The 25373-nt window shown below is 71.5% G+C and carries 18 protein-coding genes and 1 other RNA gene; 16 read left to right on the top strand and 3 right to left on the bottom strand.

What is annotated here, in order from left to right:
• Positions 1 to 125 precede the first annotated feature (125 nt).
• The gene (locus QQX09_RS12305; protein ID WP_301135172.1) at positions 126 to 1643 is read right to left on the bottom strand and encodes a PucR family transcriptional regulator; all 1518 of its coding nucleotides are present in this window, start codon (positions 1641 to 1643) and stop codon (positions 126 to 128) included.
• Between the two features lie 92 nt (positions 1644 to 1735).
• Here QQX09_RS12305 and gabT point away from each other — a divergent pair, with 92 nt between their 5' ends.
• From gabT to QQX09_RS12325, 4 genes are all read left to right on the top strand, one after another.
• Positions 1736 to 3127 carry a 4-aminobutyrate--2-oxoglutarate transaminase gene (gene gabT / locus QQX09_RS12310; RefSeq protein ID WP_301135174.1) on the top strand — a complete coding sequence of 464 codons (1392 nt, stop codon included), beginning with the start codon at positions 1736 to 1738 and terminating at the stop codon, positions 3125 to 3127.
• The gene (locus QQX09_RS12315; protein ID WP_301135176.1) at positions 3124 to 4590 is read left to right on the top strand and encodes an NAD-dependent succinate-semialdehyde dehydrogenase; all 1467 of its coding nucleotides are present in this window, start codon (positions 3124 to 3126) and stop codon (positions 4588 to 4590) included. The genes gabT and QQX09_RS12315 overlap by 4 nt, the downstream gene beginning before the upstream one ends.
• A gap of 36 nt (positions 4591 to 4626) precedes the next feature.
• Positions 4627 to 5991 (top strand): NAD-dependent succinate-semialdehyde dehydrogenase, encoded by a 1365-nt coding sequence (locus QQX09_RS12320; RefSeq protein ID WP_301135178.1) that lies wholly within the window; start codon positions 4627 to 4629, stop codon positions 5989 to 5991.
• A 133-nt stretch (positions 5992 to 6124) separates the two neighbouring features.
• Positions 6125 to 6559 (top strand): rhodanese-like domain-containing protein, encoded by a 435-nt coding sequence (locus QQX09_RS12325; protein ID WP_301135180.1) that lies wholly within the window; start codon positions 6125 to 6127, stop codon positions 6557 to 6559.
• Positions 6560 to 6567: 8 nt separating this feature from the next.
• Here the strand turns inward: QQX09_RS12325 and QQX09_RS12330 are convergent, their stop codons facing one another.
• Positions 6568 to 7560: an SLAC1 anion channel family protein gene (locus tag QQX09_RS12330; protein ID WP_301135182.1), complete on the bottom strand. Its 993-nt coding sequence runs from the start codon at positions 7558 to 7560 to the stop codon at positions 6568 to 6570.
• Positions 7561 to 7969: 409 nt separating this feature from the next.
• Between QQX09_RS12330 and adhE the strand changes: the two genes are divergently transcribed.
• The 8 genes from adhE to QQX09_RS12370 all read left to right on the top strand — a co-directional run bounded on the left by adhE (position 7970) and on the right by QQX09_RS12370 (position 18082).
• Positions 7970 to 10684 (top strand): bifunctional acetaldehyde-CoA/alcohol dehydrogenase, encoded by a 2715-nt coding sequence (adhE, locus tag QQX09_RS12335; protein ID WP_301135185.1) that lies wholly within the window; start codon positions 7970 to 7972, stop codon positions 10682 to 10684.
• Between the two features lie 214 nt (positions 10685 to 10898).
• Positions 10899 to 11183 (top strand): hypothetical protein, encoded by a 285-nt coding sequence (locus tag QQX09_RS12340; protein ID WP_301135187.1) that lies wholly within the window; start codon positions 10899 to 10901, stop codon positions 11181 to 11183.
• Between the two features lie 48 nt (positions 11184 to 11231).
• Complete coding sequence (gene prfB / locus QQX09_RS12345; protein WP_301135189.1) at positions 11232 to 12341, top strand: peptide chain release factor 2; 1110 nt, start codon at positions 11232 to 11234, stop codon at positions 12339 to 12341.
• A 288-nt stretch (positions 12342 to 12629) separates the two neighbouring features.
• Positions 12630 to 13322, top strand: a complete 693-nt coding sequence (ftsE, locus tag QQX09_RS12350) for a cell division ATP-binding protein FtsE (protein WP_062296920.1) — start codon at positions 12630 to 12632, stop codon at positions 13320 to 13322.
• Positions 13319 to 14230, top strand: coding sequence for a permease-like cell division protein FtsX (ftsX, locus tag QQX09_RS12355; protein ID WP_301135193.1), 912 nt, complete (start codon positions 13319 to 13321; stop codon positions 14228 to 14230). The genes ftsE and ftsX overlap by 4 nt, the downstream gene beginning before the upstream one ends.
• Positions 14227 to 15633, top strand: a complete 1407-nt coding sequence (locus tag QQX09_RS12360) for a M23 family metallopeptidase (protein WP_301135194.1) — start codon at positions 14227 to 14229, stop codon at positions 15631 to 15633. Before ftsX ends, QQX09_RS12360 begins: the two co-directional genes overlap by 4 nt.
• Positions 15634 to 15704: 71 nt before the next feature.
• Entirely contained in the window at positions 15705 to 16178 is a 474-nt protein-coding gene (smpB, locus tag QQX09_RS12365) for an SsrA-binding protein SmpB (protein WP_301135195.1), read from the top strand.
• A 71-nt stretch (positions 16179 to 16249) separates the two neighbouring features.
• Positions 16250 to 18082 carry a DUF2207 domain-containing protein gene (locus tag QQX09_RS12370; protein ID WP_301135196.1) on the top strand — a complete coding sequence of 611 codons (1833 nt, stop codon included), beginning with the start codon at positions 16250 to 16252 and terminating at the stop codon, positions 18080 to 18082.
• A 111-nt stretch (positions 18083 to 18193) separates the two neighbouring features.
• On the opposite strand, the gene QQX09_RS12375 is transcribed toward QQX09_RS12370, so the two are convergent.
• Positions 18194 to 20755, bottom strand: a complete 2562-nt coding sequence (locus QQX09_RS12375) for an MMPL family transporter (protein ID WP_301135198.1) — start codon at positions 20753 to 20755, stop codon at positions 18194 to 18196.
• A 189-nt stretch (positions 20756 to 20944) separates the two neighbouring features.
• Here QQX09_RS12375 and QQX09_RS12380 point away from each other — a divergent pair, with 189 nt between their 5' ends.
• The 4 genes from QQX09_RS12380 (at position 20945) to QQX09_RS12395 (ending at position 25339) form a co-directional block, all read left to right on the top strand.
• On the top strand, positions 20945 to 21529 hold the full coding sequence (locus tag QQX09_RS12380) for a TetR/AcrR family transcriptional regulator (protein WP_301135199.1): 585 nt from the start codon (positions 20945 to 20947) through the stop codon (positions 21527 to 21529).
• 69 nt (positions 21530 to 21598) lie between these two features.
• Positions 21599 to 22372, top strand: a complete 774-nt coding sequence (locus QQX09_RS12385; protein ID WP_301135201.1) for a nucleoside phosphorylase — start codon at positions 21599 to 21601, stop codon at positions 22370 to 22372.
• A 65-nt stretch (positions 22373 to 22437) separates the two neighbouring features.
• Positions 22438 to 22806, top strand: a transfer-messenger RNA (tmRNA) gene (gene ssrA, locus QQX09_RS12390).
• A 787-nt stretch (positions 22807 to 23593) separates the two neighbouring features.
• Entirely contained in the window at positions 23594 to 25339 is a 1746-nt protein-coding gene (locus QQX09_RS12395) for a bifunctional metallophosphatase/5'-nucleotidase (protein ID WP_301135203.1), read from the top strand.
• The last annotated feature ends 34 nt before the right edge of the window (positions 25340 to 25373 follow it).

Consider the following 25373-nt stretch of genomic DNA (forward strand, 5'->3'; position numbering starts at 1 on the left):
CTGGGAGGTGCTCAGTGCCCGATCCGACCGATTCCGAGCACTGAGCACCTCGTAGGGCGCGGCCGAGTCGTGTCCGGGCGCGGCCGAGCCGTGCGACGGGACGATGCGCGGTGGGGCTCCCGCTCTCAGGCGAGCAGCCCCGCCGCGCGCAGCGCCGCCCACACCTGGGCGCGCCCGGCCACGGTCGCGAGGTCCTGGCCCAGCAGCTCCTGCGCCGCCGTGAGCCGCGCCCGCACGGTGTGGCGGTGCACGCCCAGGGCTCGGGCGGCCGCATCGTGCGCGCAGTCCGCCGCGAACCACGCCGCGACCGTCGGGACCAGATCGGTCCCGTGCTCCGCGTCGTGCCGCGCGAGGGGCTCGAGCGCGGCGCGCGCGACGGTGCGCGCCTCGGCCCCGTCGAGCAGCGCCAGCACGCCGGCGCCCGGCAGCTCGGCGAAGCGGGTGACCGGGCCCGTGCGCCGCTCGCGCGCGGTGCGGGCCTGCGCGAGCCCGGCCGCGACGCCGGCGAGCGCGACGGGCTCGGACAGGCCGGCCGCGCCGCCGTGGCGCAGCACCAGCTCGTCGACGAGCGGCGCCTCCGCCTCCTCGAGGATCATCACGAGGTCCCCGTCCTGCTCGGCGCGGAGCACCGGCACGCCGCGGGTGTCGAGCCAGCGGCCCACGCCGCCCACCGCCGCGAGCCGCTCGTCGGCGACGGCCACGACGACGGGGGAGGGCGGCAGGGGTGCTCCCGATGCGCTCGCCACGTCGCCTGCGAAGGCCACGTCGCCGCGCACGAGCGCGGCGAGCACTCCCGCGGCGAGAGCGTCGCGTGCCTGCTCGAGGTCCTGGCGCTGCTCGAGCGCGAGCGCCGCCATCGCGACCACGGTGGTGACCACGGCGCGGTGCTGCTCGTCCAGCTCTTCGGCCGCGATCGCCAGCACCGCGCGCAGCCGTCCGCGCTGGCCGAGCGTCTGGAGGTGGAAGGCGCGGCCCTCGACCGTGACGCCCGCGGTCGCCTGCACGCCGCGCACGAGCAGCTCGCCCGCGTGCCGCTGGAGCTCGGACACGGTCGCCGCGTCGACGCCGCCTCCCGGGTGCTCGTGCAGCAGCGCGGCCGCGTCGACGAGCCCCACCCAGGTGCCCAGGCGCCGCGCGAGCTCGGCGAGCATCGACCGCAGCCCGTCGGGCCTCAGCGCCGCGACCGCCACCGCGCGCTGCGCCTCGAGCGCCCACGTGCGCCGCTCGTACGCGACCGCGGCGAGCGCCTCGGCGTTGGCGCGGGCGAGCGCGATGAACGGGGTGTCGTACGGCACCTCCCACAGCGGCAGGCGCGCCGCGAGGCACGCCTCGACGAGCGCCTCCGGGACGCCCTCGCGCGCCACCTCGGTCCCGAAGCCCAGCCCGAGCATCCCCGAGCGCGCGAGCCGGCGCACGTAGGCGGCGTAGGGCTTCGGGTCGTCGCCCGCGTCGCGGAACTGGGTGCCGGTGGTGAGCAGCACCATGCCGCCCGCGAGGAACGGCGTCGGGTCGGCGAGGTCCGAGCTGTGCACCCAGCGCACCGTGGCGTCGAGCGCGCCCGGCGCGACGGCGTCCTCGGGGACCGCGAGGCGCAGCCGGAGCTCGGGGCGGTCGAGCAACGCCCGGATGGTGGGAGAGGCCATGGCGAGAGCCTGCCACCGTGGACAGCGAGCCGCAAGAGGTTGTACGCGGCGGCGAGTGCCCGCGCCGTCGCGGCGGGCCTAGCGTCGGGCTCATGACCACCCTCGACACCGCCGCCGACGGCGCGCCCGCCGCGACCGGCGGAGCCGCCGCCGGAGGCCCGGGCCTCGCCCAGGAGCGCCGCCTCGTCACCCCGATCCCCGGACCGCGCTCGCAGGAGCTCCTCGACCGCAAGGCCGCTGCCGTGGCCGCGGGCGTGGGCCACGCCGCGCCGATCGCCGCGGTCGCCGCGGGCGGCGGCGTCGTCGTCGACGCGGACGGCAACTCGCTGATCGACCTCGGCTCCGGCATCGCCGTCACCAGCGTGGGCAACGCCCACCCCAAGGTGGTCGAGGCCGTCCAGCGCCAGGCCGCATCGTTCACCCACACGTGCTTCATGGTGTCGCCGTACGAGGGCTACGTCGCCGTCGCGGAGGCGCTCAACCGCCTCACCCCGGGCGACTTCCCCAAGAAGTCCGCGCTGTTCAACTCGGGCGCCGAGGCCGTCGAGAACGCGGTGAAGATCGCGCGCAAGGCGACCGGCCGCCAGGCGGTCGTGGCCTTCGACCACGCGTACCACGGCCGCACCAACCTCACGATGGCGCTGACCGCGAAGTCGATGCCCTACAAGAGCGGCTTCGGGCCCTTCGCCTCCGAGGTCTACCGCGCGCCCATGTCGTACCCGTACCGCGACGGGCTCACCGGCCCCGCGGCCGCGGCCAAGGCGCTCTCGCTGATCGAGAAGCAGGTGGGCGCGGACAACCTCGCGGCCGTCATCATCGAGCCGATCCAGGGCGAGGGCGGCTTCATCGTCCCCGCCGAGGGCTTCCTCGCGGCGATCTCGGAGTGGTGCACCGCGAACGGCGTCGTGCTCATCGCGGACGAGGTGCAGTCGGGCTTCGCCCGCACCGGCGCGATGTTCGCGTCCGAGCACTTCGGCCTGGTGCCGGACCTCGTCACCACGGCCAAGGGCATCGCGGGCGGCCTCCCGCTGGCCGCGGTCACGGGCCGCGCCGAGATCATGGACGCCGCGCACGTCGGCGGCCTGGGCGGCACCTACGGCGGCAACCCCATCGCCTGCGCCGCCGCGCTCGCGAGCATCGACGCCTTCGAGACCGAGGGCCTCGTCGAGCGCGCCGCCGAGTTGGGCGAGATCCTGCTGGGCCGCATGCGCGCACTTCAGGCCGAGGATCCCCGCGTGGGCGACGTCCGCGGCCTCGGCGCGATGGTCGCGATCGAGCTCGTCGACCCTGCGACCCACGCACCCGCGCCGGCGCTCGCCGGCGCCGTCGCCAAGCGCTGCATCGCCCAGGGCGTGGTCGTCCTCACCTGCGGCACGTACGGCAACGTGCTGCGCTTCCTGCCGCCGCTGAGCATCGGCGACGCCCTCCTGCACGAGGGCCTCGACGTCGTCGCGGCCGCCCTCGCGGCGGAGGCGGCGGCATGACCGCCGCGGCCGAGCGGGCGCTCCTCGAGGCCGTCCCCGCCTCCCTGTACGTCGGCGGCGAGTGGACCGCCGCATCGTCCGGCGCCACCTTCGACGTCCACGACCCGTCCACCGGGGAGGTGCTCGCGAGCATCGCCGACGCCACGCCGGACGATGCGCGTGCCGCCCTGGACGCGGCCGTCGCCGCGCAGGACGCGTGGGCCGCGACCGCCCCGCGCAAGCGGTCCGACATCCTCCGCCGCGCCTTCGACCTGGTGCGGGAGCGCACCGAGGACTTCGCGCTGCTCATGACGCTCGAGATGGGCAAGCCGCTCGCGGAGGCGCGCGGCGAGGTCGCGTACGGCAACGAGTTCCTGCGCTGGTTCTCCGAGGAGGCCGTGCGCATCACGGGCCGCTACGGCGACAACCCCGAGGGCACGGGCCGCATGGTCGTCTCCCAGCGCCCCGTGGGGCCGAGCTACCTCATCACGCCGTGGAACTTCCCGCTCGCGATGGCGACCCGCAAGATCGCGCCCGCGCTCGCGGCCGGCTGCACCGTGGTCGTCAAGCCCGCGGCCCTCACCCCGCTCACCACGCTGCTGCTCGCGCGCGTGCTCGAGGAGGCCGGCGTGCCCGCGGGCGTGGTCAACGTCATCACCACCACGTCCTCGCGCGCCGTGACCGAGCCGCTGCTCGCGGACCCGAGGCTCCGCAAGCTGTCCTTCACCGGCTCCACCGAGGTGGGCCGCACGCTCATGAAGCAGGCCGCCGACGGCGTGCTGCGCGTGTCGATGGAGCTGGGCGGCAACGCGCCGTTCCTCGTCTTCGATGACGCGGACCTCGACAAGGCCGTCGAGGGTGCGCTCATGGCGAAGTTCCGCAACATCGGCCAGGCCTGCACGGCGGCCAACCGCTTCATCGTGCACGCGTCCGTCGCGGACGAGTTCGCGCGCCGGATCACCGCGCGCGTGTCCGCCATGAAGGTGGGCCGCGGCACCGAGGACGGCGTCGCGATCGGCCCCCTCATCGACGACCGCGCCGTCGCGACCTCGCTCGCGCTCGTGGACGATGCGGTGGCGAAGGGCGCGCAGATCGCCACCGGCGGCGCGGCCGTCGACGGCCCCGGCACGTTCGTCGAGCCCACCGTCGTCACCGACGTGCAGCCTGGCTCCGAGATCCTCGCGACGGAGATCTTCGGGCCGGTGCTCGCCATCGCGACCTTCGAGACCGAGGACCAGGCCATCGCCCTCGCGAACTCGACCGAGTACGGGCTCGTCTCGTACGCCTACACCCGTGACCTCGCCCGCGGTCAGCGCCTCATCGACCGGCTCGACACCGGCATGATGGGGCTCAACGCCGGCGTGGTCTCCAACGCTGCGGCGCCGTTCGGCGGCGTCAAGCAGTCCGGCATCGGCCGCGAGGGCGGTGCCGAGGGGATCCACGAGTACCTGTCGACCAAGTACACGCTGATCCCGCACGACTGAACGCGGCGTGACCATCCACCCCACCGAAGGAGAGACATGAGCGGCTACGCAGTAGTCAACCCTGCCACCGGCGAGCGCCTGGCGGACTACCCGACCATGACCGACGCCCAGGTGCAGGACGCCCTCGCCCTGGCCGACGGCGCGTACCGGGGGTGGTCGCGGACCTCGACGGTCGAGGAGCGCGCCGCGCTCGTGCGCCGCGTGGCCGAGCTGCACCGCGAGCGCCGCGACGAGCTCGCCGCGATCATCGTGCGCGAGATGGGCAAGCCCCTCGAGGCCGCGCTGGGCGAGGTCGACTTCGCCGCCGACATCACCGAGTTCTACGCCGACAATGCGGAGAAGGTCACGGGCGACACCCCGATCGACATCCTCGGCGAGGGCACCGCGGTGATCCGCCGCAGCCCGCTCGGCGCGCTGCTCGGCATCATGCCGTGGAACTTCCCCTACTACCAGGTGGCCCGCTTCGCCGCCCCGAACATCGTGGTGGGCAACACCATCGTCCTCAAGCACGCCCCGCAGTGCCCCGAGTCGGCCGCCGCGATCGAGCAGATCTACCGCGACGCGGGCTTCCCCGAGGGCGTCTACGTCAACGTGTACGCGTCGAACGAGCAGGCCGCGGACATGATCGCCGACCGTCGCATCGCCGGCGTCTCCGTGACCGGCTCCGAGCGTGCCGGCTCCGCCGTCGCCTCGCTCGCCGGCTACCACCTCAAGAAGGTGGCGCTCGAGCTGGGCGGCTCGGACCCGTTCATCGTGCTGTCGACGGACGACATGGACGCCGTGGTCGAGGGCGCCGTCGAGGCACGCATGGACAACACCGGCCAGTCCTGCAACGCCCCCAAGCGCTTCATCGTCATCGACTCGCTCTACGACGAGTTCCTCGAGAAGTTCACCGCCGCCATGACCGCGTGCACCGTGGGCGACCCGTTCGCCGAGGACACCGTGCTGGGCCCGCTGTCCTCGCTCGCCGCGGCCGAGCGCCTCGAGGCGCAGGTCGACGCCGCCGTCGAGCAGGGCGCGATCCTGCACGCGGGCGGCAAGCGCGACGGCGCCTTCTACTACCCGACGGTCCTCACCGGCGTGACGTCCGACATGGACGTGTACCGCGAGGAGCTGTTCGGCCCGGCGGCCGCCGTGTACAAGGTGGCGAGCGAGGAGGAGGCCATCGCCCTCGCGAACGACACCGCGTACGGCCTCGGCTCGTACGTCTACACGACCGACCCCGAGCAGGCCGAGCGCGTCGCCGACGCGATCGAGGCCGGCATGGTCTACGTCAACTGCGTGCTCGCGGACAGCCCCGAGCTGCCGTTCGGCGGGGTGAAGCGATCCGGCACCTCGCGCGAGATGGGTCTGCTCGCGGCGGACGAGTTCGTCAACAAGAAGCTCATCCGCGTCATCTGACCCGCCACGCCCGGCGCGCCCCCGAGACGTCTCTCCTCGGGCGCGCGCCGGGCGTCGTCGCGTCCGTGCGCGTGCGGGGCCCTCTGCTGCGCCCCGCCCATGGGTGTATACCCCCTGGGGTATAGTTTCCGTCATGAACCGACGCATCGTCCGCGGCGCCCTCGCCGGCGCCCTCCTCGCTCTCGTCCCCGCGATCTCCGCCTGCTCGACCGGCGCCGACGCCCCCGCGGCCGAGGTCGCCGAGTCCGTGGCCTTCGACGCCTCGCACGTGTCCGCCGCGGCGTTCGCGGTCGCCGCCGCGGAGGAGGGCGTCACCATCGTCGACGTCCGCACCCCCGCGGAGTACGCCGAGGGCCACCTGCCCGGCGCCGTCAACATCGACGTCTCCGGCGGCGACTTCGAGGCGCAGGTCTCCGCGCTCGACCCGGAGGCCGAGTACGCGGTCTACTGCCGCTCGGGCAGCCGCTCGCGCGCCGCGATCGACATCATGACCGGCGCGGGCGTCGAGCACACCGTGGGCCTCGAGGGCGGCATCGGCGCCTGGACGGGCGACGTCGTCACCGGCTGAGCCGCGCGTCAGCCCTCGGCGGCCAGCAGCTCGCCGCGGGAGACCGCGACCGCGGTCCGCCAACCCAGCCCGAGCACGAGCAGGGTCCCCGCCGCGAGGGCCGCGACCCCGACCCACGCCGCGAACGCCGTGGCGCCGGATTCGTACGCCGCGAGCAGCGCGGAGGCCGCGGCGGCGAGCGGGAAGGTGTAGGCCCACGCGCTGACCGCGAACGGCACCTTGCGCAGGTAGGCCGACTGGGCCGCGAGCAGCGCGAGCTGGAAGATCACCACGCCGAGCAGCATCATCGCGAGCGGGTCCTCCCACGAGCCGCCCAGGCGCACCCACGACAGCGACGCGACGGCGGGAGGCGCGACCAGGATCGCGAGCGTGGGAGCGAGCCGCCACGGCATCACGCCCTCGACGAAGAGCCTGCTGAGCACCACCGGCAGGAGGCCGACCCAGAACACCGCGCCGACGCCGAAGAAGTACCAGCTCACCTCCCCGGGTGCGTGCGTGACGCCCGCGAGCGGGGCCACGAGGTTGCCCACCACCGGGATGAACCACGCGGGGTGCACGTGGATCGCCTGGACGCGCGCGTCCGCGATCCACGTGCGCATCACCAGCACCGTCACGACGAACTGCAGCACCGCGCCCGGCCACCACAGCGCCGCCGAGGCCGTCTCCGAGATCGGCAGGAACGCGGTCGCGAGCACCATCATCGACACCGGGATGGTCGCGACGAACGCCGCCTTGACCGGGTGCGTCCACTCGGCGACGGCGGCCCGCGGGTGCCGCGCCACCTTCGCCCCGTACGCGGCCACGGCCGCGGCGAGCACCGCGAGGCCGAGCCAGGCGAGCGCATCGTTCACCGGCAGCGCGAGGCCGAAGGCCTCGTCCGCCCGGAACCACGCGACGGCGGTGCCGCCGATGCCCATGACGACCGCGAAGACGCCGACGGGCAGGTGGGCCAGGCTCGGCGCGGGCGGGGCGGACGATGCGGCGGCGGGCTCGGGTGTCATGGTTCCTCCTCGGCGTCGACGGATACCCCCTGGCGTATGACCCCAGTCTGGCACCGGGGGGCCGGGGGTCCACCGGGGCCCATGGTCCCGGAATCTCGGGCCGCGCGCGGGGTCGGTGGGGCCGGCGTGTCGCGCGGGCGTGTCGGCGTCGCGGTCCGTGGGTGCCGGGACGGCGTCCGTCAAGGCGTGCGGGGCGGTTTCCGGGGCCGCCGCGCCTCCGCATCGTCCCGCCGGAAGCCGCCGAAAACCCCTGGTCGCCATACCCCAAGGGGTATGAAATGCCTGGTAGTGGGCCCATGGTCCCCGGGACCTCTGCCCCGCGAGAACCGGGACCGGTCCACCTACCGTGATGGTCATGGGGATCGAGGCCCGGAGGGGGCCGGCACCCGTCATTAGGAGCCAGACAAAGATGACTACCACTGTCCCGGAGAGCGCGGCCACCGACGTCGCGACCGCCATCGACACGCTCGTCGCGAACGCCCAGGAGGCGCTCGACGCCTACAGCGTGTTCACGCAGGACGACGTCAACCTGCTCGTCAAGAAGGCCTCCGTGGCCGCCCTCAACCAGCACGGCGAGCTCGCCGTCCTCGCGGTCCAGGAGACCGGCCGCGGCGTGTTCGAGGACAAGGCCGTGAAGAACATCTTCGCGTGCGAGCACGTCACCCACTCGATGGCCCCGATGAAGACCGTCGGCATCATCCACGAGGACCCGATCAAGGGCATCACCGAGATCGCGGAGCCCGTCGGCGTCGTCGCCGGCGTGACCCCGGTCACCAACCCGACCTCGACCGCGATCTTCAAGTCGCTCATCGCGCTGAAGACCCGCAACCCGATCATCTTCGCGTTCCACCCGAGCGCGCAGAAGTCCTCGGTCGCCGCCGCCAAGATCGTGCGCGACGCGGCGATCGCCGCCGGCGCCCCCGAGAACTGCATCCAGTGGGTCGAGACCCCGTCGCTCGAGGCCACCAACCTGCTGATGAACCACGACGGCGTCGCGCTCATCCTCGCCACCGGCGGCAACGCCATGGTGAAGGCGGCGTACAGCTGCGGCAAGCCGGCCCTCGGCGTCGGCGCGGGCAACGTCCCCGCCTACGTGCACAAGTCGGCCGTGCTCGAGCGCTCGATCAACGACCTGGTCATCTCGAAGGCCTTCGACAACGGCATGGTGTGCGCCTCGGAGCAGGCCGTCATCCTCGACGCCGAGATCTACGACAAGGGCCTCGCGCTCTTCGACCGCCTCCACGCCTACAAGGTCACCCCCGCCGAGAAGAAGATGCTCGAGGAGTTCATCTTCGGCGTCACCGCGGACGGCCAGAACTGCGCCGGCGCGAAGCTCAACCCGAACGTGGTCGGCAAGTCGCCGCAGTGGATCGCCGAGCAGGCCGGCTTCTCCGTCCCGGAGGAGACCTCGATCATCCTCGCCGAGGTCTCGACCGTCGGCGAGAGCGAGCCGCTCACCCGCGAGAAGCTGTGCCCGGTCCTCGCCGTCCTCAAGGCGGAGTCCACCGAGCAGGGCCTCGACTACGCCGAGCGCATGGTCGAGTTCCACGGCCTCGGCCACTCGGCCGCGATCCACGCGACCGACGACGAGCTCATCAAGGACTTCGGCAAGCGCGTCAAGGCGATCCGCGTCATCGTGAACTCGCCTTCCTCGCACGGCGGCATCGGCGACATCTACAACGCCTTCCTGCCCTCGCTGACCCTGGGCTGCGGCTCCTACGGCCACAACTCGGTGTCGAACAACGTCACCGCGGTGAACCTGATCAACGTCAAGCGCATCGGCCGGAGGAACAACAACATGCAGTGGTTCAAGGTGCCGGCCAAGACGTACTTCGAGCCCAACGCGATCCAGTACCTGCACGACATGAACGGCGTCGAGCGCGTCACCATCGTGACCGACGCGACCATGACCCGCATCGGCATCGTCGACAAGGTCCTGGACGTCCTCAACCGCCGCTCGAACAACGTGTCGGTCCAGATCATCGACAACGTCGAGCCCGAGCCGAGCGTCGCGACCGTCCGCAAGGGCGCCGAGACCCTCCGCGCCTTCAAGCCCGACACGATCATCGCGGTCGGCGGCGGCTCGCCGATGGACGCCGCCAAGGTGATGTGGCTGCTCTACGAGCACCCGGACATCGACTTCGCCGACCTCAAGGAGAAGTTCTTCGACGTCCGCAAGCGCGCCTTCCAGTTCCCCAAGCTGGGCGAGATCGCCAAGCTGGTCTGCATCCCGACCACGTCGGGCACCGGCTCCGAGGTGACGCCGTTCGCGGTGATCTCCGACCCGGAGAACGGCCGCAAGTACCCGCTCGCCGACTACGCGCTCACGCCGACCGTCGCGATCGTGGACCCGGTCCTCACCGCGAACCTGCCCTCGCGCGTCGCCGCGGACTCGGGCTTCGACGCCCTCACCCACGCGACCGAGGCGTTCGTCTCCGTCTACGCGAACGACTACACCGACGGCCTCGCGCTGCAGGCCATCAAGATGGTCTTCGAGCACATCGAGGAGTCCGTCACGGTGGGCGGCGGCGCCGTCAAGGCCCGCGAGAAGATGCACAACGCGGCGACCATCGCCGGTATGGCCTTCGCCAACGCCTTCCTGGGCCTGGTGCACGCCATGTCACACGTGACCGGTTCGACGTTCCACGTCGCCCACGGCCGCACCAACGCGATCTACCTGCCGCACGTCATCCGCTACAACGGCAAGGTCCCGACCAAGCCGGCCTCGTGGCCCAAGGCCGAGTCCTACGTCGCGCCGGAGCGCTACCAGGAGATCGCCAAGCACCTCGGTCTGCCGGCCTCGACCCCCGAGGAGGGCGTGGAGTCCTACGCCGCCGCGGTGGAGGAGCTGCGCAACAAGGTGGGCATCGAGCGCTCGTTCCGCGAGGTGGGCGTCGACGAGACCGACTTCATGGCCTCGCTCGACACGCTGGCGATGAACGCCTACGCCGACCAGTGCGCGCCGGCCAACCCGCGCCTTCCGATCCTCGAGGACATGAAGGTGATGATGGAGGCCGCGTACTACGGCATCGGCTGGGACGACGTGAAGGCCAACCGCAAGGCCGAGGCCCCCGTCGAGGCCAAGAAGGCCCCCGCCAAGAAGGCCTCCGCAAAGAAGGCCTGACCCAAGCTGGCTCCTGGGGCTGATCGGCCCCGGAAGTCCCTCCCTCAGGGCCCCGACACCCATCCGGTGTCGGGGCCCTGTGTCGTCCCCACCCACGACTGCCAATGACACAGGTGACAGGTGTGACAGGCCGGGCGGGTGGCGCGGCGGGGTAGGCGGGGGACGATGCGCGTGCGGGTCCGCGGGGGTGTGCGGGTTTGCCATGATGGGGGCCATGAACCGCCGCATCGTCCCCGCCGCCGTCACCGCCGCCGCGCTCGCGGCCCTGCTCTCCGGCTGCGGCGACGCGGACCCGCGCGAGGCCATCGCGTCCGCGACCGCGGGCGTCAGCAGTGCGATCGACAAGGCCAACGAGATCAAGGACGAGGCCTCGCAGCGCGCCGAGGAGATCCAGGAGAAGGCCGAGGACGCCAAGCAGAAGATCGACGACGCCAGGACGCAGGTCGAGGACGCGGTCGGCTCCGCGAAGGACACGCTCGACGCCGTCACGGGCGAGTAGGCCGTCAGCGGGCGAGGTCCCGCACGCGCGCCACTAGACTTGACGCTCGTGGCCACCGACTTCGCGACCGAGATCCAGGAGCTCCGCTCGACCTTCTCCCAGATCGAGGCGGTGACCGACCCGACCAAGCTGAGGGCGCGCATCGCCGACCTCGAGGAGCAGGCCGCCGCGCCCGACCTCTGGGACGACCAGGAGAACGCGCAGGCCGTCACCAGCCAGCTGAGCCAGGCGAACGCCGAGCTCGACCGCGTGGCGCGCATGGGCTCGCGCATCGACGACCTCGAGGTGCTCGTCGAGCTCGGCACCGAGGGCGAGGACGAGGACACCCTCGCCGAGGCGGAGGCCGACCTCGCGGGCATCAAGAAGGACCTCGCCGCGCTCGAGATCCGCACCCTGATGACGGGGGAGTGGGACGAGCGCAACGCGGTCGTCACCATCCGCTCGGGCGCGGGCGGCGACGATGCGACCGACTTCGCCGAGATGCTCCTGCGCATGTACCTGCGCTGGGCCGAGCGCCACGGCTACCAGACCAAGGTGCTCGACACCTCGTACGCGGAGGGCGCCGGCATCAAGTCCGCGACCTTCGAGCTCAACGCGCCGTACGCCTTCGGCACGCTGTCCGTCGAAGCAGGCACGCACCGCCTCGCGCGCATCAGCCCGTTCGGTTCGGCCGACAAGCGCCAGACCTCCTTCGCGGCGGTCGAGGTGATCCCGCAGATCGAGTCGACCGACCACATCGAGGTCCCCGAGTCCGAGATCAAGGTGGACGTGTTCCGCTCGTCGGGCCCGGGCGGCCAGTCGGTCAACACCACCGACTCCGCCGTGCGCCTCACCCACCTCCCCACCGGCATCGTCGTGTCGATGCAGGACGAGAAGTCGCAGATCCAGAACCGCGCCGCCGCCATGCGCGTGCTCCAGTCGCGCCTGCTGCTCCTCAAGAAGGAGGAGGAGGCCGCCCAGAAGAAGGAGCTGGCCGGCGACATCAAGGCGAGCTGGGGCGACCAGATGCGCTCGTACTTCCTCTACGGCCAGCAGCTCGTCAAGGACCTGCGCACCGGCTACGAGGTCGGCAACCCGCAGATCGTCTTCGATGGCGACCTCGACGGCTTCATCGACGCGGGCATCCGCTGGCGCCGGTCCTCCCAGAACGAGGGCTGACCCCGGTTACCCCTCCACGCGGGCGCGTTCGACTCCCGTCGTTTCCAGGCATGTTCCCGTTCACATCGGGGGCTTCGCGTGGAGGGGCGCCTCGCCCGCGTGGACAGGTAAACGGGACGATGCGCGGGACCCGGCACGGGACGATGCGCAGGATAGTTGGCGCTTTGCGAACTTTTGGTGTGTGACGTACCGGACACGCCCGGCGCGGCGCGCCTCCCGGGCGGCTCCGGGACCCGTTCCTACGATGCAGACGTGGTGCGGGTCCTACCCCTCGCGCCCGTGCACATCATGATTCGACTCGACAACGCCACCAAGGTCTACAAGCGGGGCGCCCGTCCCGCGCTCGACTCCGTCTCCGTGGAGATCGAGCGCGGCGACTTCGTGTTCCTCGTGGGCTCGTCCGGCTCGGGCAAGTCGACGTTCCTCAAGCTCATCCTGCGCGAGGAGCGCCCCACCGGGGGAGACGTGTACGTCGCGGGCCGCCACCTCAACAAGCTGAGCGCGTGGCGCGTGCCGCACCTGCGCCGCGAGATCGGCGCGGTGTTCCAGGACTTCCGCCTGCTGCCGAACAAGACCGTCTACCAGAACGTCGCGTTCGCGCTCCAGGTGATCGGCAAGAGCCGCCACCACATCCAGTCGACCGTGCCGGAGATGCTCGAGCTCGTGGGCCTGTCCGGCAAGGAGAAGCGCTTCCCGCACGAGCTCTCCGGCGGAGAGCAGCAGCGCGTCGCGATCGCGCGTGCGTTCGTCAACCACCCGCCGATCCTGCTGTGCGACGAGCCCACCGGCAACCTCGACCCGGGCACCTCCGTGGGCATCATGCGCCTGCTCGACCGCATCAACCGCACGGGCACCACGGTGCTCATGGCCACGCACGACGACGAGATCGTCGACCAGATGCGCAAGCGCGTCATCGAGCTGCGCGGCGGCCAGCTGGTCCGCGACCAGGACCGCGGTGTCTACGGGCTGGAGCGAGTATGAGGCTGCGGTTCATCCTCGGCGAGGTCGTCAACGGGCTCCGCCGCAACAGCACGATGGCGCTGTCCGTCGTGCTGGTGACGTTCGTGTCGCTCATGTTCGTGGGCGCCGCGGCGCTCACGCAGATGCAGATCGACCAGCTCAAGGACGACTGGTACGGCAAGGTCGAGATCTCGATCTTCCTGTGCCCCGAGAGCTCCCGCAATGAGCAGTGCGCCGAGGGCCCGGTGACCGTGGCCCAGGAGGACGCGATCCGGTCCGTCCTCGAGGACGGCGCGCTCAAGGACCTCGTGCAGGAGGTCTACTACGAGTCCCGCGAACAGGCCTTCGACAAGTTCGTCGCCAACGACGAGGACGGCATCTGGTCCTCGCTCACCGCGGACCAGATGCAGCCCAGCTTCCGGGTCAAGCTCGCCGACCCCGAGCAGTACCAGGTGGTCGCGGACGCGACCGAGGGCCTGCCCGGCGTCGACGTCGTGCGGGACCAGCGCGAGATCTTCTCCGAGCTGTTCCGCTTCCTCAACGCCGCCACCATCGTCGCCGCGGCCCTCGCCGCCGTCATGCTGCTCGCCGCGATGCTGCTCATCACCACGACCATCCGCCTGAGCGCGCTCAGCCGCCGCCGCGAGACGCAGATCATGCGCATGGTGGGCTCGTCGCGCTCGCTCATCCAGATGCCGTTCATGCTCGAGGGCGCCGTCGCCGCGACGGGCGGCGCGTTGCTCGCCGTCGCGGGCCTGTTCTTCGGCGTGCGCTACCTGATCGACGACTGGCTGCGGAGCTCCGTCACGTGGGTCCAGTACATCGGCACGCAGGACGTGTGGTCGGTCGCACCGTGGCTGCTCGTCATCGCCGTGGGCCTCGCCGCGATCGCCTCCGTCGTGACGCTCGGGAGGTACACGCGCGCATGATGGCCCGCCTCCGCCCGTCGCTCATCGCCGCCGTCGCGGTGTTCCTCGTCGCGCTCGTCACCGGCACCCTCGTGTCCGGCGCCGATGCGGTCGGCGGGTTCCAGACGGCGTCGAGCTACGACGACGACATCGAGCGGGCCAAGGACAGGCAGGACACGTACGAGGAGCAGCTCGACGACCTGGAGGCCGCCCTCGAGGACACGAGCGAGGCGATCGTCAAGGCCGCCCGCCGGCTGCGCCAGACCGAGGCGAAGCTGCCGGCCGCCCAGGCCGAGCTCGACGCGGCCAGGGAGGCCGTCGCCCAGGCGCTGGTCCAGCAGAAGCTCGTGGCGGACAAGCTCGCCGCGGCGGAGGCGCAGGACGCCGCCATCACCGAGCAGATCGCCGCGGACGAGTCCCGCATCGACGAGCTCGAGGACATCATCGCCGCGCTCGCCCGCGCGCAGTACCAGGGCGTCGGCGACGACGAGGCGCTCAGCCTGGTGTTCGGCGCGAGCACGTCGCAGGAGTTCGTCGACAAGTTCGCCGAGGAGCACAACGCCTCCCGCGTGCAGACGAACGCGCTCGCGGACGTCGAGGAGATCGCCGCCGTCAACCGCAACCGCGGCGCTCGCCAGGAGGCGGTCCGCGAGTACATCGTCGAGCTCAAGGCCGAGGCCGACGCGCTCGTCGTCAAGACCAAGCGACTACGGGAGAAGGCCGCCGAGAAGAAGGCCGCCCTCGACGCCCTCGTGAAGAAGCAGCAGGCCATCAAGGCCGAGCTCGAGGCGCAGAAGCAGCAGGAGCTCAAGCGGCAGCGGCAGATCGCGGCGAAGCAGGAGGCCGTCCGCGACGAGATCAAGAACCTCGTCAAGAAGAAGCTCGCCGAGGAGGAGGCCAAGCGCAAGGCGGCCGAGGAGGCCGCCCGCAAGGCCGCCGAGGAGGCCGCCAAGAACAACGGCGGCTCCGGGTCGAGCTCCGGGTCGAGCGGCTCGAGCTCGGGCTCCTCGAGCGGCCTCGTCAAGGGCGCCCTCGGGTGGCCCGCGCCGAGCCACTACATCACGTCGAGCTACGGCATGCGCTTCCACCCGATCCTCCACTACTGGCGCCTCCACGCCGGCACGGACATGCGCGCCTACTGCGGCACGCCCATCTACGCGGCCCGCGAGGGGCGCGTGCAGTGGGCGACGTACCGCCTGGGCCTCGGCAACTCGGTGCTCATCGACCACGGCTACTTCGGCGGGAAGTCGCTCATGAGCAGCTACAACCACCTCTCGAGCTTCGCGGTCGGCAGCGGCCAGTACGTGACCAAGGGTCAGCTCGTCGGCTACGCGGGCAACACCGGCACGTCCGCCGCCTGCCACCTCCACTTCGAGGTCTACGTCAACGGCAACACCGTCGACCCGATGACCCTGGTGGGGTAGCCGGGGCCGCTAGACTGGTGCGTCGCGCCCGGGACCGGGCGCATGGCCGCATGCGCGCGAGGAGGTGAGCGATGGCCGAGAAGGGGATCAAGGTGGTCGCGACCAACCGCGCCGCGCGGCACGACTTCTTCATCGACGACGTGCTCGAGGCGGGCATCGTGCTCACCGGCACCGAGGTGAAGTCGCTGCGGCAGGGCCGCGCGGTCATCGGCGACGGCTACATCTACGTCGACGGCGGCGAGGCCTGGGCGGAGAACATCCACATCCCGGAGTACTCGCAGGGCACGTGGACCAACCACGCGCCGCGCCGCAAGCGCAAGCTGCTGCTGCACGGCCACGAGATCGAGGACCTCCTGCAACGCACGCGCGAGAAGGGCTACACGATCGTGCCCCTGCGCCTGTACTTCCTCGACGGCCGCGCCAAGCTCGAGATCGGCGTCGCGCGAGGCAAGAAGCAGCACGACAAGCGTCAGGCGCTGCGCGAGAAGCAGGACCGCCGCGAGGCCGAGCGCTCGCTGGGCGTGCAGCGCAACATCAACCGCTGACGCGGGACGATGCGCGGCCCGGGCGGGCGCGTGGCGTCACCGTCGCATCGTCCACCCGGCATGATGGGGCCATGGTCCGCATCGTCCTGTCCCTGCTGATCACCCTGGTAGCGGCGTTCACGCCTGCCGCCGCCCACGCCGCGGCGCCCGACGGCGGGCGCAGCGTCGAGCGCTGGGTCGCGACGTACGCGCTCCAGGAAGACGGCTCCGCACGCGTGAGCGTGGAGATCGACTTCGACTTCGGGAACGAGCCGGGTCACGGGCCGTACTGGCAGCTGCCCATCCGCCAGGGTTACGACGCCGACTGGGACCGCCTGTACGACATCACGGACGTGAGCGCCTCGTCGCCGAGCGGCGCGCCCGCGAAGGTGTACCTCGAGGAGGGGCAGTACTGGCTCGTGGTGCGCGTGGGTGACGAGGGCATCGGCGACGTCGACGGCGTGCAGACGTACGTCCTCGAGTACACGGTCCACCACGTGATGAACGAGACCACCGCCGACGAGACGGACACGGGCGAGGCGGGCGACGAGTTCTACTGGAACGCGATCGGCGACGGCTGGGAGACGCCGGTCCGCGACGCGAGCGTGACGGTGGTGGGGGCGGCCGACGTCGTCGACGCGGCGTGCTGGGCCGGGCCGTCCGGCGCGGACACGGCGTGCGACGGCGCGACCGTCACCGGCACGGACGCGACCTTCACCCAGGCGTCGCTCGAGCCGGGCGAGCCCTTCACCGTCGCGGTGCTCTATCCGTCCGGCACGTACGACACCGCGCCCGCGCTCACCGAGAGCAGCGACCTCGCGCACGCGTTCCGGCTCAACGGCTGGACCGTGGGCGGCTTCCTGGTGCTCCTGCTCGGCGGGCTCGCGGTGCTGGTGCGGCGCATCCGCGGCGCCGGCGCCGACGTCGAGTACGCGGACTTCACCCCGGGCGTCGGTCCCGCGGTCGGGGACGATGCGGCGGTGCGCCGCCGCGACAAGCGCGCGCCGGTCGCGGTCGCGTTCGCGCCGCCGGACGGGCTGCGTCCGGGCCAGCTCGGCACGCTCATCGACGAGAAGGCGGACACGCGCGACGTCACCGCGACCATCGTCGACCTCGCGGTGCGCGGCTACCTCGTGGTCGAGGAGGCGGGGGAGAAGGACTACCGGTTCGTCAAGCAGCGGGAGGCCGACGAGGGCCTGTTCCCGTACGAGCAGATGCTCTTCGACGCCGTCTTCGAGGGGCGCTCCGCGGTGACGCTCGGGGAGCTCAAGACCACCTTCCACGCGGACATGCAGGCCGTGCAGAAGCAGCTGTACCGCAACGTGACGAACCACGGCTGGTTCCGCGGCAACCCCTCGCACGCACGCGGCGCATGGGCGGGCGCGGGGGTCGCGCTGCTCGTCGGCGGCGGGTTCGCGACCCTGGCCGCGGTGATGCTCGGCACGACGATCGCGCTGGTCCCGCTCGCGTTCGTGCTGCTCGGCCTGGTGGTGCTCGCCACCACCAGCGTCGCGCCGGCGCGCACCGCCGAGGGCTCGCGCATCCTCGCGCAGACCCGCGGCTTCGAGCTCTACCTCGACAAGGCGGAGGCGAACCAGCTGCGCTTCGAGGAGGGCCATGACATCTTCAGTCGCTACCTGCCGTACGCGATCGCGTTCGGCGTGACCGAGCAGTGGGCCAAGAAGTTCGAGCAGCTCGCCGCGCAGGGCGTGCGCCTCGCGGAGCCCACCTGGTACCGGGGGGCGGCCTACGGGATGTTCTGGATGCACGCGGCGGGCTTCGGCCACCGGATGGACCAGTTCGCCACGCTCGCGGGCGCGGCCATGAGCGCGCCGACCCCCGGTTCCTCCGGCGGCTCGGGCTTCGGCGGCGGGGGCGGCTTCTCCGGAGGCGGCGGAGGAGGCGGTGGCGGCGGCGGCTGGTGACCCGCTCGCCACGATTCCCAATGACAAAGGTGACGTGTGTGACTCGGCGCCCGCCGGGCGCCAGTCACAGCAGTCACTCGTGTCATTGGGAATCGTGGGCGGTGACGCGGGTCAGGCCTTGGCGGCCTCCGCGTCCTCCGTGTGAGGCACCGGGTGCTCGCGCTCGAGCGCCGCGCCCTCGACGTCGACGTTCGGGAGGATTCGGTCGAGCCACGCGGGCAGCCACCAGGCCTTCTCGCCCACGAGGTGCATGATCGCCGGCACGATGACCATGCGGACCACGAAGGCGTCGAAGAGGACGCCCATCGCGAGGCCGAAGCCCATCGGGCGGATCATCGCGATGTGCGAGAACACGAAGCCGCCGAACACCGAGATCATGATGATCGCGGCGGCCGTCACGACCGCGCGGCCGTGACGCAGGCCCGCGACCACCGAGCGGCGGGCGTCCATGCCGTGCACGTACGCCTCGCGCATGCCGGTCGTGAGGAAGAGCTGGTAGTCCATCGCGAGGCCGAACAGGATGCCCGTGAACAGGATGGGAAGGAAGCTCAGCACCGGGCCCGGGTCATGGACGCCGAAGAGCGAGCCCAGCCAGCCCCACTGGAACACCGCGGTGACGGCGCCGAACGCCGCGAACAGCGACAGGACGAAGCCGAGCGTCGCGATGATCGGCACCAGCAGCGAGCGGAACACGACGATCAGGATGATGATCGACAGGCCCACCACGATCGCGAGGTAGAGCGGCAGCGCCTCGTCGAGCTTCTGCGAGACGTCGATGTTGCCGCTGGCCTCGCCCGCGACGCCGATGACGGTGCCGTCCTCGAGCGGCGACAGCGCGCGCAGGTCCTCGACCAGCGCCACGGTGGACTCGCTCGACGGGCCCTCGTTCGGGATCACCTGGAAGGCGAGGAAGCCGTTGTCCTCCGACGCGCCCGCCGGGGCGACCGCGGAGACGTCCTCGTTGGCCATGAGCGCGGTGGCGATGTCGACCTGCGCGGCGAGGAGGTCCTCGTCCGCGACGGCCTCGGGCAGCTCCGCGGTGACGAGGAGCGTGCCGTTGACGCCCTCGCCGAACTTCTCGTCGACGGTCTTGTAGGCGATGTACTGCGTCGAGTCGGTGGGCTCCTGCGTGCCGTCGGGCAGGCCCAGGCGCATCGACATCGCGGGGATGGCGAGGATGAGCAGGCCGATGACGGCGGCGGTGAGGCGCAGGAGCGCGCGACCGGTGCGCATCGGCTCGATCGGGGCCTCGGCGTGCTCGGGCGCGCCGATCGTCGCCCGCGCCTTCCTGCCGAGCACGCGGTGGCCGATGAGGCCGAGCACCGCGGGGGTGAGGGTCACCGCCACGAGCACGGCGATGCCGACGCAGAAGGCGCCGACGGTGCCCATGATGCCGAGGAACGGGATACCCGTGATGTTGAGCGCGAGCAGCGCCACGATGACGGTCGAGCCGGCGAACACGACGGCGTTGCCGGACGTGCCGTTGGCGAGGCCGATCGACTCGTGCAGCTGCATGCCGCGCTTGTACTGCTCGCGGTGGCGGTTGACGATGAACAGCGAGTAGTCGATGCCGACGGCGAGCGCGAGCATGACGCCGAGGATCGGGGTGACCGAGGACATCTCGACCACGCCCGAGAACGCCAGCGCCGTGGCGACGCCCACGCCGACACCGAGCACCGAGGTGATGATCGGCATGAGGGCGGGCCAGATTGCGCGCATCATCACCATGAGGACGACGAACGCGAGCAGCACGCCGACGACCTCGCCGACGCCCAGGACGCCCTCGACGCTCGTGGCGATGTCCGCCGAGAAGTTCACGGTGACGCCGGCGGGGACGGCCGCGCTCACGAGCGCGATGACCTCGTCCTTGTCCTCCTGGACGACCTCGTAGACGCTGGCGTCGAACTGGATGATGCCGAGCGCGGTCGTGCCGTCCTCGGAGACGCTGCGGATGCCGGAGGTCGCGTCCGCGAGCTGAGCGCCCAGCTCGAGCTGGGCGGCCTGCTCCTCGAGCTCGACGAGGCCCTCGTCGAGCTGTGCCTGCTGTGCGTCGATCTGCTGCTGCTGCTCGTCCAGCTGCGCCGAGGCCTCGTCGAGCTGCGCCTGCTGGTTGAGGAACTCCTGCTGCGCGAGCAGGTAGGTGGCGTCCTGCCTGGCCGCCTCGATGGCGGCGTCGAGCTGCGCCTGGTTCGCCTCGAGCTGCTCGCGGGCGGCTTCGAGCTGCGCCTGGCCCGCGTCGAGCTGCTCCTGGCCGTCCGCGATCTGCGCGCGACCGTCCTCGATCTGCTGCGGCGCGGCCTCGAGCTGCGCCATCTGCTCCTCGAGCTGCTGCTGCGTGTCGAACGGGTCGACGAAGCCGGTGACGGAGCCGACCTCCTCCGCGGCGGTCAGCGCGTCCTTGACGCCCTGGATCTGCTCGGCGGTGAACTCCGAGCTGTCCTCGGTCTGGAAGACGGCGCGGGCCGAGCCGCCCGCGAGCTCGGGGATCTCCTGCTTGAGCTGGTCGGTGACCTCCTCGGTCTCGAGTCCGGGGATGGAGAAGCTGTCGGTGAGGGTGCCGCCGAACGCGACGAATCCGCCGCCGGCCATGCCGAGGGCGAGGATCCACGCGATGATCGCGACGATCGGCCGCATGGCCGACGCGCGGCCGATGCGGTAGAGGAGGTGGGCCACAGGGGAGCCTTTCTCATGGGGTCCAGGAGGGGGACTGGCGACGATGCCGTGGCCGGCCGACGGTCGCGCGGGCGGGTGCACCGGGACGGACGGCAGGGCCTGCGGTCAGTGTAGGACAGATCGGCGAGTTGTACGACAGATGTTGGTTATCGCTTGGTGAACCGGGTGCCGAGGTGCCACAATCTCCGCGTGGACGCGCGCATCGTCAAAACCAGGAGACGCCTGCAGGAGGCGCTCTTCGCGCTCGCGCGCGAGCGCGGCGTCGACGACGTGTCGGTGAGCGACATCGCGGCGCGTGCCGGGGTCAACCGCAGCACGTTCTACCAGCACTATTCCGACAAGGAGACGCTGCTGGCCGACGCGCTCGACCTCTTCGCGGAGGAGGCCGGCGCGAGCCTCGACTCCATCGAGTTCGGCTCCGACGAGCCGCCGGAGGCGCTCGTGGTGTTCCTCCGCCACATCGAGCAGAACGCCGACCTCTACGCGCGCGTGTTCACCGAGCCCGGCTACGGCGCGGTGCTGTCCCGGCTGCGGGCGAACGCGCGCGACGCGATCCGCGACCTCGCCCCGGCGGCCGAGCCGATCGTGCCGCGCTCGGTCCCGGTCGACGTGGTCGCCGCCGGCATCACGGGCCTCGTGCTCGGCGTGATCGGGGAGTGGCTCACCATGGCCGACCGCCCGCGGGCGGACGATGCGGCGACCTGGATCTGGCGCATCGTCGCCGGCTTCCCCTCGGTGCGCGCGGGCAACGCCCCCGAAACACCCGCGGGCTAGCATCGGTCCCACGCAGGCCCTCCGCTAGGGGCGGGCCCCGCTCCTCGGGTCCTGCGCCGGAGACCGCTCATGTCCGAGCCCGCCATCGTCGACAAGTCCACCGCGGGGATCGATGCCCGCCAGTACCACGTGGGCCTCGCACCGGGGGAGGTCGGCACCGTCGCCCTCCTGCCGGGCGACCCGTTCCGCGTGCCCATGATCGCCGAGCACCTCACCGACGTCGCCGAGGTCGCCCACCGCCGCGAGCACCGCACCATGACCGGGTACTACAAGGGTCGGCTCATCACCGCCACGTCCACCGGCATGGGCTGCCCGTCGACCGCGATCGCGGTCGAGGAGCTCGCACGGGTGGGCGTCACGTCATTCATCCGGGTCGGCTCGAGCGCGGCGCTGCAGCCCGGGATCGAGCCCGGCGACCTGCTCGTGTCGGAGGGATCGCTGCGCAACGACGGCACCACCGCCGCCTACGTGCACCCGGGCTTCCCCGCGGTGCCCGACCTCACCATCGCATCGTCCCTCCGCGAGGTGGCCGAGGAGCTGGTGGAGGGCACGGGCCGCGGGGTGTTCTCCGGGATCAACGCGACCGACGACGCGTTCTACGCCGAGGGCCCCGAGTGGATCGCCGAGCTGTCGCGCATGGGGATCCTCAACGTCGAGATGGAGAGCTCCGCGATGTACGTCGTCGCTCGGCTGCGGGGGCTGCGGGCGGGCATGATCTGCGCGTGCTCGTCGAACCTGGTCGCGGGCGCGAGCCTGTACTCGGAGAAGAACTCCGCGCTCAAGGACGGCTGGCACGCCTCCATCGAGGTCGCGCTCGAGACCGCGGTGCGGCTGGAGCTCTAGGGTGCCCGCCGCCCGGGTCTTGGGCGGTGTCGGTCGTCCCGGTAGACTGGTGCCATAACTGCACAGGGGATGATCGGTTTCGACGTGTGTTTACTTCCGAAGGGAAGCGGGCCGAGAACGCAGGGTTATCTCGTTAACGACCCCTGCAAACCAATAGGTGCCGATTCCAAGCGCACCGACTTCGCCCTCGCTGCCTAAGCGAGCGCCATGAAGTCCGTCAGCCCAGGCGTGTTCCCGTCCTGGATCCTGGCGTCGACTAGGGAACTTGCTTCAGCCCTTCGTCACCGGGGGCTGCGGGACTCTTAGATGACTGGGCCCGCTCACCACCTGCCTGATGGTGGGTGAGGGGCCGAGAAAACCTTCTTCAGGCTGCGCCCGGAGAAGACTTCGGTTTGGACATGCGGACCCGGGTTCGATTCCCGGCATCTCCACGGTTGGTGAAAGCCCTCGACGCCCTCGCGGCGCCGGGGGCTTTCGCGCGCCCGGGCTGCTCGTCCTCGACCGGCTCGCCGTCGACGGAGACGACCCCGGCGATCGCGAAGTACTCGTCCTTGTCCGGGCAGCGGCCGCGCATGTCGTCGTACTCCTCGCCCGAGACCCGCTCGCCTGCGAGCTCGACGTGCTCGTCGCGAGCGATGGCGATCGGTCCGTCGGGAGCGGGGTCCATGAGGTGGTTGCCGTTGGGCCATGACGATGCGAGGTGGCCCGCGATGAGCGCGACCGGCCCATCCTCCGTCTCGACGGAGAAGCACTGGTGCCCCCAGGACTCCTCCGACACGAGCGGCCCCTCAATGATCGCGGACGCGGAGGCGGTCACGCCGTCCGGCAGGTGCGGGGTCGCCGCGCCCCGGTCGGCGACGGCGCACCCGGCAAGGGCGAGGACCGCCGCGGCAACCGCCGCGACCCGCGCTGCGCTCGGGTGCATATGGGCACTTTACCAGGTGTGACGGTGAACCCGGGGTTCCCGTGCGCGGCGGGGCGCGCGTCTTGCGGCGCCTGCCGAGCCGCCAGCGCATCGTCCCCGCGGGTGCCGCGTTGGACGGGAGGCTCCCGAAGGGAGCGGGAGCCGACGTCTCCATGAATGCCGCCTGAACGTCGGGTTTCTCCACTTTTGCCCGAACCGTGGAGATAGTACGTTTCCTGAGAGACGCGGTGGTCGAAGGCTGACCGGCCCGCTCGCAGACTCTCCGTCCCCGGAGCCTACGAACAGGAGATCAACGCATGATTCACGCATCACGCCGCGTCGCCGGCCTCACCGCTGCGGCCGCCGCCGCGGCCCTTCTCGCCTTGGCCGCGCCGAGTACGGCGCTCGCCGCCAAGGGCGGCAACGCGGAGCCGGGCAAGGGGAAGGGGTCTGGCCCGCTGCAGAGCGTCCAGCTCCTGTCCTTCAACGACTATCACGGTCACCTCGAGTCCCCCGACACCGACGACTTCTACGAGAGCGAGGCGGCCGGAGGTGGCGAGTACCTCGCGACGATGCTCGACCAGCTGCGCGAGGACGCGCCGAAGGGGCGATCGCTCACCGTGGCCGCCGGCGACCTCATCGGCGGCTCGCCGTTCCTGTCGGGCCTGTTCCACGACGAGCCGTCCGTCGAGTCGCTCGAGGCGATGGGGCTGGACGTCTCGAGCGTGGGCAACCACGAGTTCGACGAGGGCACCGACGAGCTCCTCCGCATGCAGTACGGAGGGTGCCACCCGGTCGACGGCTGCTACTTCGCCGACGACCCGTACGACGGGGCCGGGTTCTCCTGGCTCGCGGCGAACGTCGTGAACAAGGACGGCTCGGGCACGCTGCTGCCGGGCACCACGATCAAGAAGGTCGCCGGCATGAAGATCGGCTTCATCGGCATGACTCTCGAGGACACCCCGACGCTGGTCAGCCCCGTGGGCGTGGCGTCGGTCGACTTCCTCGACGAGGTCGAGACCGCCAACGCGGAGGCTGCGAAGCTGCAGAGGCGCGGGGTCGAGGCCATCGTCGTGCTGCTGCACGAGGGCGGCATCCCGGTCGAGGGCGGGGTCAGCGACTGCGATCAGGTCTCCGACCCGATCGAGACGATCGCCGAGGGCATGGACCCGGCCATCGACATGCTCGTCACCGGGCACACCCACCAGCCGTACGTCTGCGCGTTCGACGACCCGGACGGCGACCCGAGGCTCGTGACCTCGGCGGCGTCCTACGGCCGTGTGGTGACCGAGACGACCCTGGTCATCGACCGCCGCACCGGCGACGTGGACCGTGGGCGCACCACCGCGGTCAACCACATCGTCGAGGACGTCGACCCCGACCCCTCGATCACGGCCATCGTCGAGAAGTGGGACGCCCTCTCCGGCCCGCTCGCGGCTCGCGTCGTCGGGTCGGTCGACGAGGACATCACGGGCGACGAGAGCGGGGACCGCGGCATCGAGACGCCGATGGGCGACCTGGTCGCCGACGCCATCCTGTGGGGCACCGATGACGCCGACGAGGGCGGCGCCGAGATCGCCTTCATGAACATCGGCGGCGTGCGCGCCAGCCTGCTGCTCGCGCCGAAGTACGAGGAGGCGGACGGCGAGGTGACCTACGCCGAGGCGTACGACGTCAACCCGTTCGGCAACCTCATCGTCACGGTCGACATGACCGGGGCGGACATCGAGGCGGCACTCGAGCAGCAGTACGTCGCCGACCGGCGTCGCCCGAACCTGGCGCTCGGCGTCTCCGAAGGCTTCTCCTACACGTGGGACGCCACCCAGCCCGAGGGCAGCAAGGTCGTCGAGGGCTCGATGATGCTGAACGGCGAGCCGATCGACCCCGCGGGCACCTACCGCGTCGCGATGTACAACTTCCTCGCGGGCGGCGGCGACAGCTTCACCGCCTTCACCAACGGCACCGACCTGCTCGGCGGTCCCGAGGATCTCGCGAACTTCGTCGCGTACCTCGAGGCCAACCCCGGCCTCACGGCGCCCGAGGACCGGGTCGCCGGGCTGTAGCCCACCGACACGACGGCGGGGGCCGGGGCGTGAG

The sequence above is a fragment of the Demequina litoralis genome (assembly GCF_030418455.1).
GTDB classification, from domain to species: Bacteria; Actinomycetota; Actinomycetes; order Actinomycetales; family Demequinaceae; genus Demequina; species Demequina litoralis.

Coding starts and splice junctions, on each gene's coding strand:
- QQX09_RS12305 (WP_301135172.1), bottom strand. CDS start 1,643: ATGGCCTCTCCCACCATCCGGGCGTTGCTCGACCGCCCCGAGCTCCGG.
- gabT (WP_301135174.1), top strand. CDS start 1,736: ATGACCACCCTCGACACCGCCGCCGACGGCGCGCCCGCCGCGACCGGC.
- QQX09_RS12315 (WP_301135176.1), top strand. CDS start 3,124: ATGACCGCCGCGGCCGAGCGGGCGCTCCTCGAGGCCGTCCCCGCCTCC.
- QQX09_RS12320 (WP_301135178.1), top strand. CDS start 4,627: ATGAGCGGCTACGCAGTAGTCAACCCTGCCACCGGCGAGCGCCTGGCG.
- QQX09_RS12325 (WP_301135180.1), top strand. CDS start 6,125: ATGAACCGACGCATCGTCCGCGGCGCCCTCGCCGGCGCCCTCCTCGCT.
- QQX09_RS12330 (WP_301135182.1), bottom strand. CDS start 7,560: ATGACACCCGAGCCCGCCGCCGCATCGTCCGCCCCGCCCGCGCCGAGC.
- adhE (WP_301135185.1), top strand. CDS start 7,970: ATGACTACCACTGTCCCGGAGAGCGCGGCCACCGACGTCGCGACCGCC.
- QQX09_RS12340 (WP_301135187.1), top strand. CDS start 10,899: ATGAACCGCCGCATCGTCCCCGCCGCCGTCACCGCCGCCGCGCTCGCG.
- ftsE (WP_062296920.1), top strand. CDS start 12,630: ATGATTCGACTCGACAACGCCACCAAGGTCTACAAGCGGGGCGCCCGT.
- ftsX (WP_301135193.1), top strand. CDS start 13,319: ATGAGGCTGCGGTTCATCCTCGGCGAGGTCGTCAACGGGCTCCGCCGC.
- QQX09_RS12360 (WP_301135194.1), top strand. CDS start 14,227: ATGATGGCCCGCCTCCGCCCGTCGCTCATCGCCGCCGTCGCGGTGTTC.
- smpB (WP_301135195.1), top strand. CDS start 15,705: ATGGCCGAGAAGGGGATCAAGGTGGTCGCGACCAACCGCGCCGCGCGG.
- QQX09_RS12370 (WP_301135196.1), top strand. CDS start 16,250: ATGGTCCGCATCGTCCTGTCCCTGCTGATCACCCTGGTAGCGGCGTTC.
- QQX09_RS12385 (WP_301135201.1), top strand. CDS start 21,599: ATGTCCGAGCCCGCCATCGTCGACAAGTCCACCGCGGGGATCGATGCC.
- QQX09_RS12395 (WP_301135203.1), top strand. CDS start 23,594: ATGATTCACGCATCACGCCGCGTCGCCGGCCTCACCGCTGCGGCCGCC.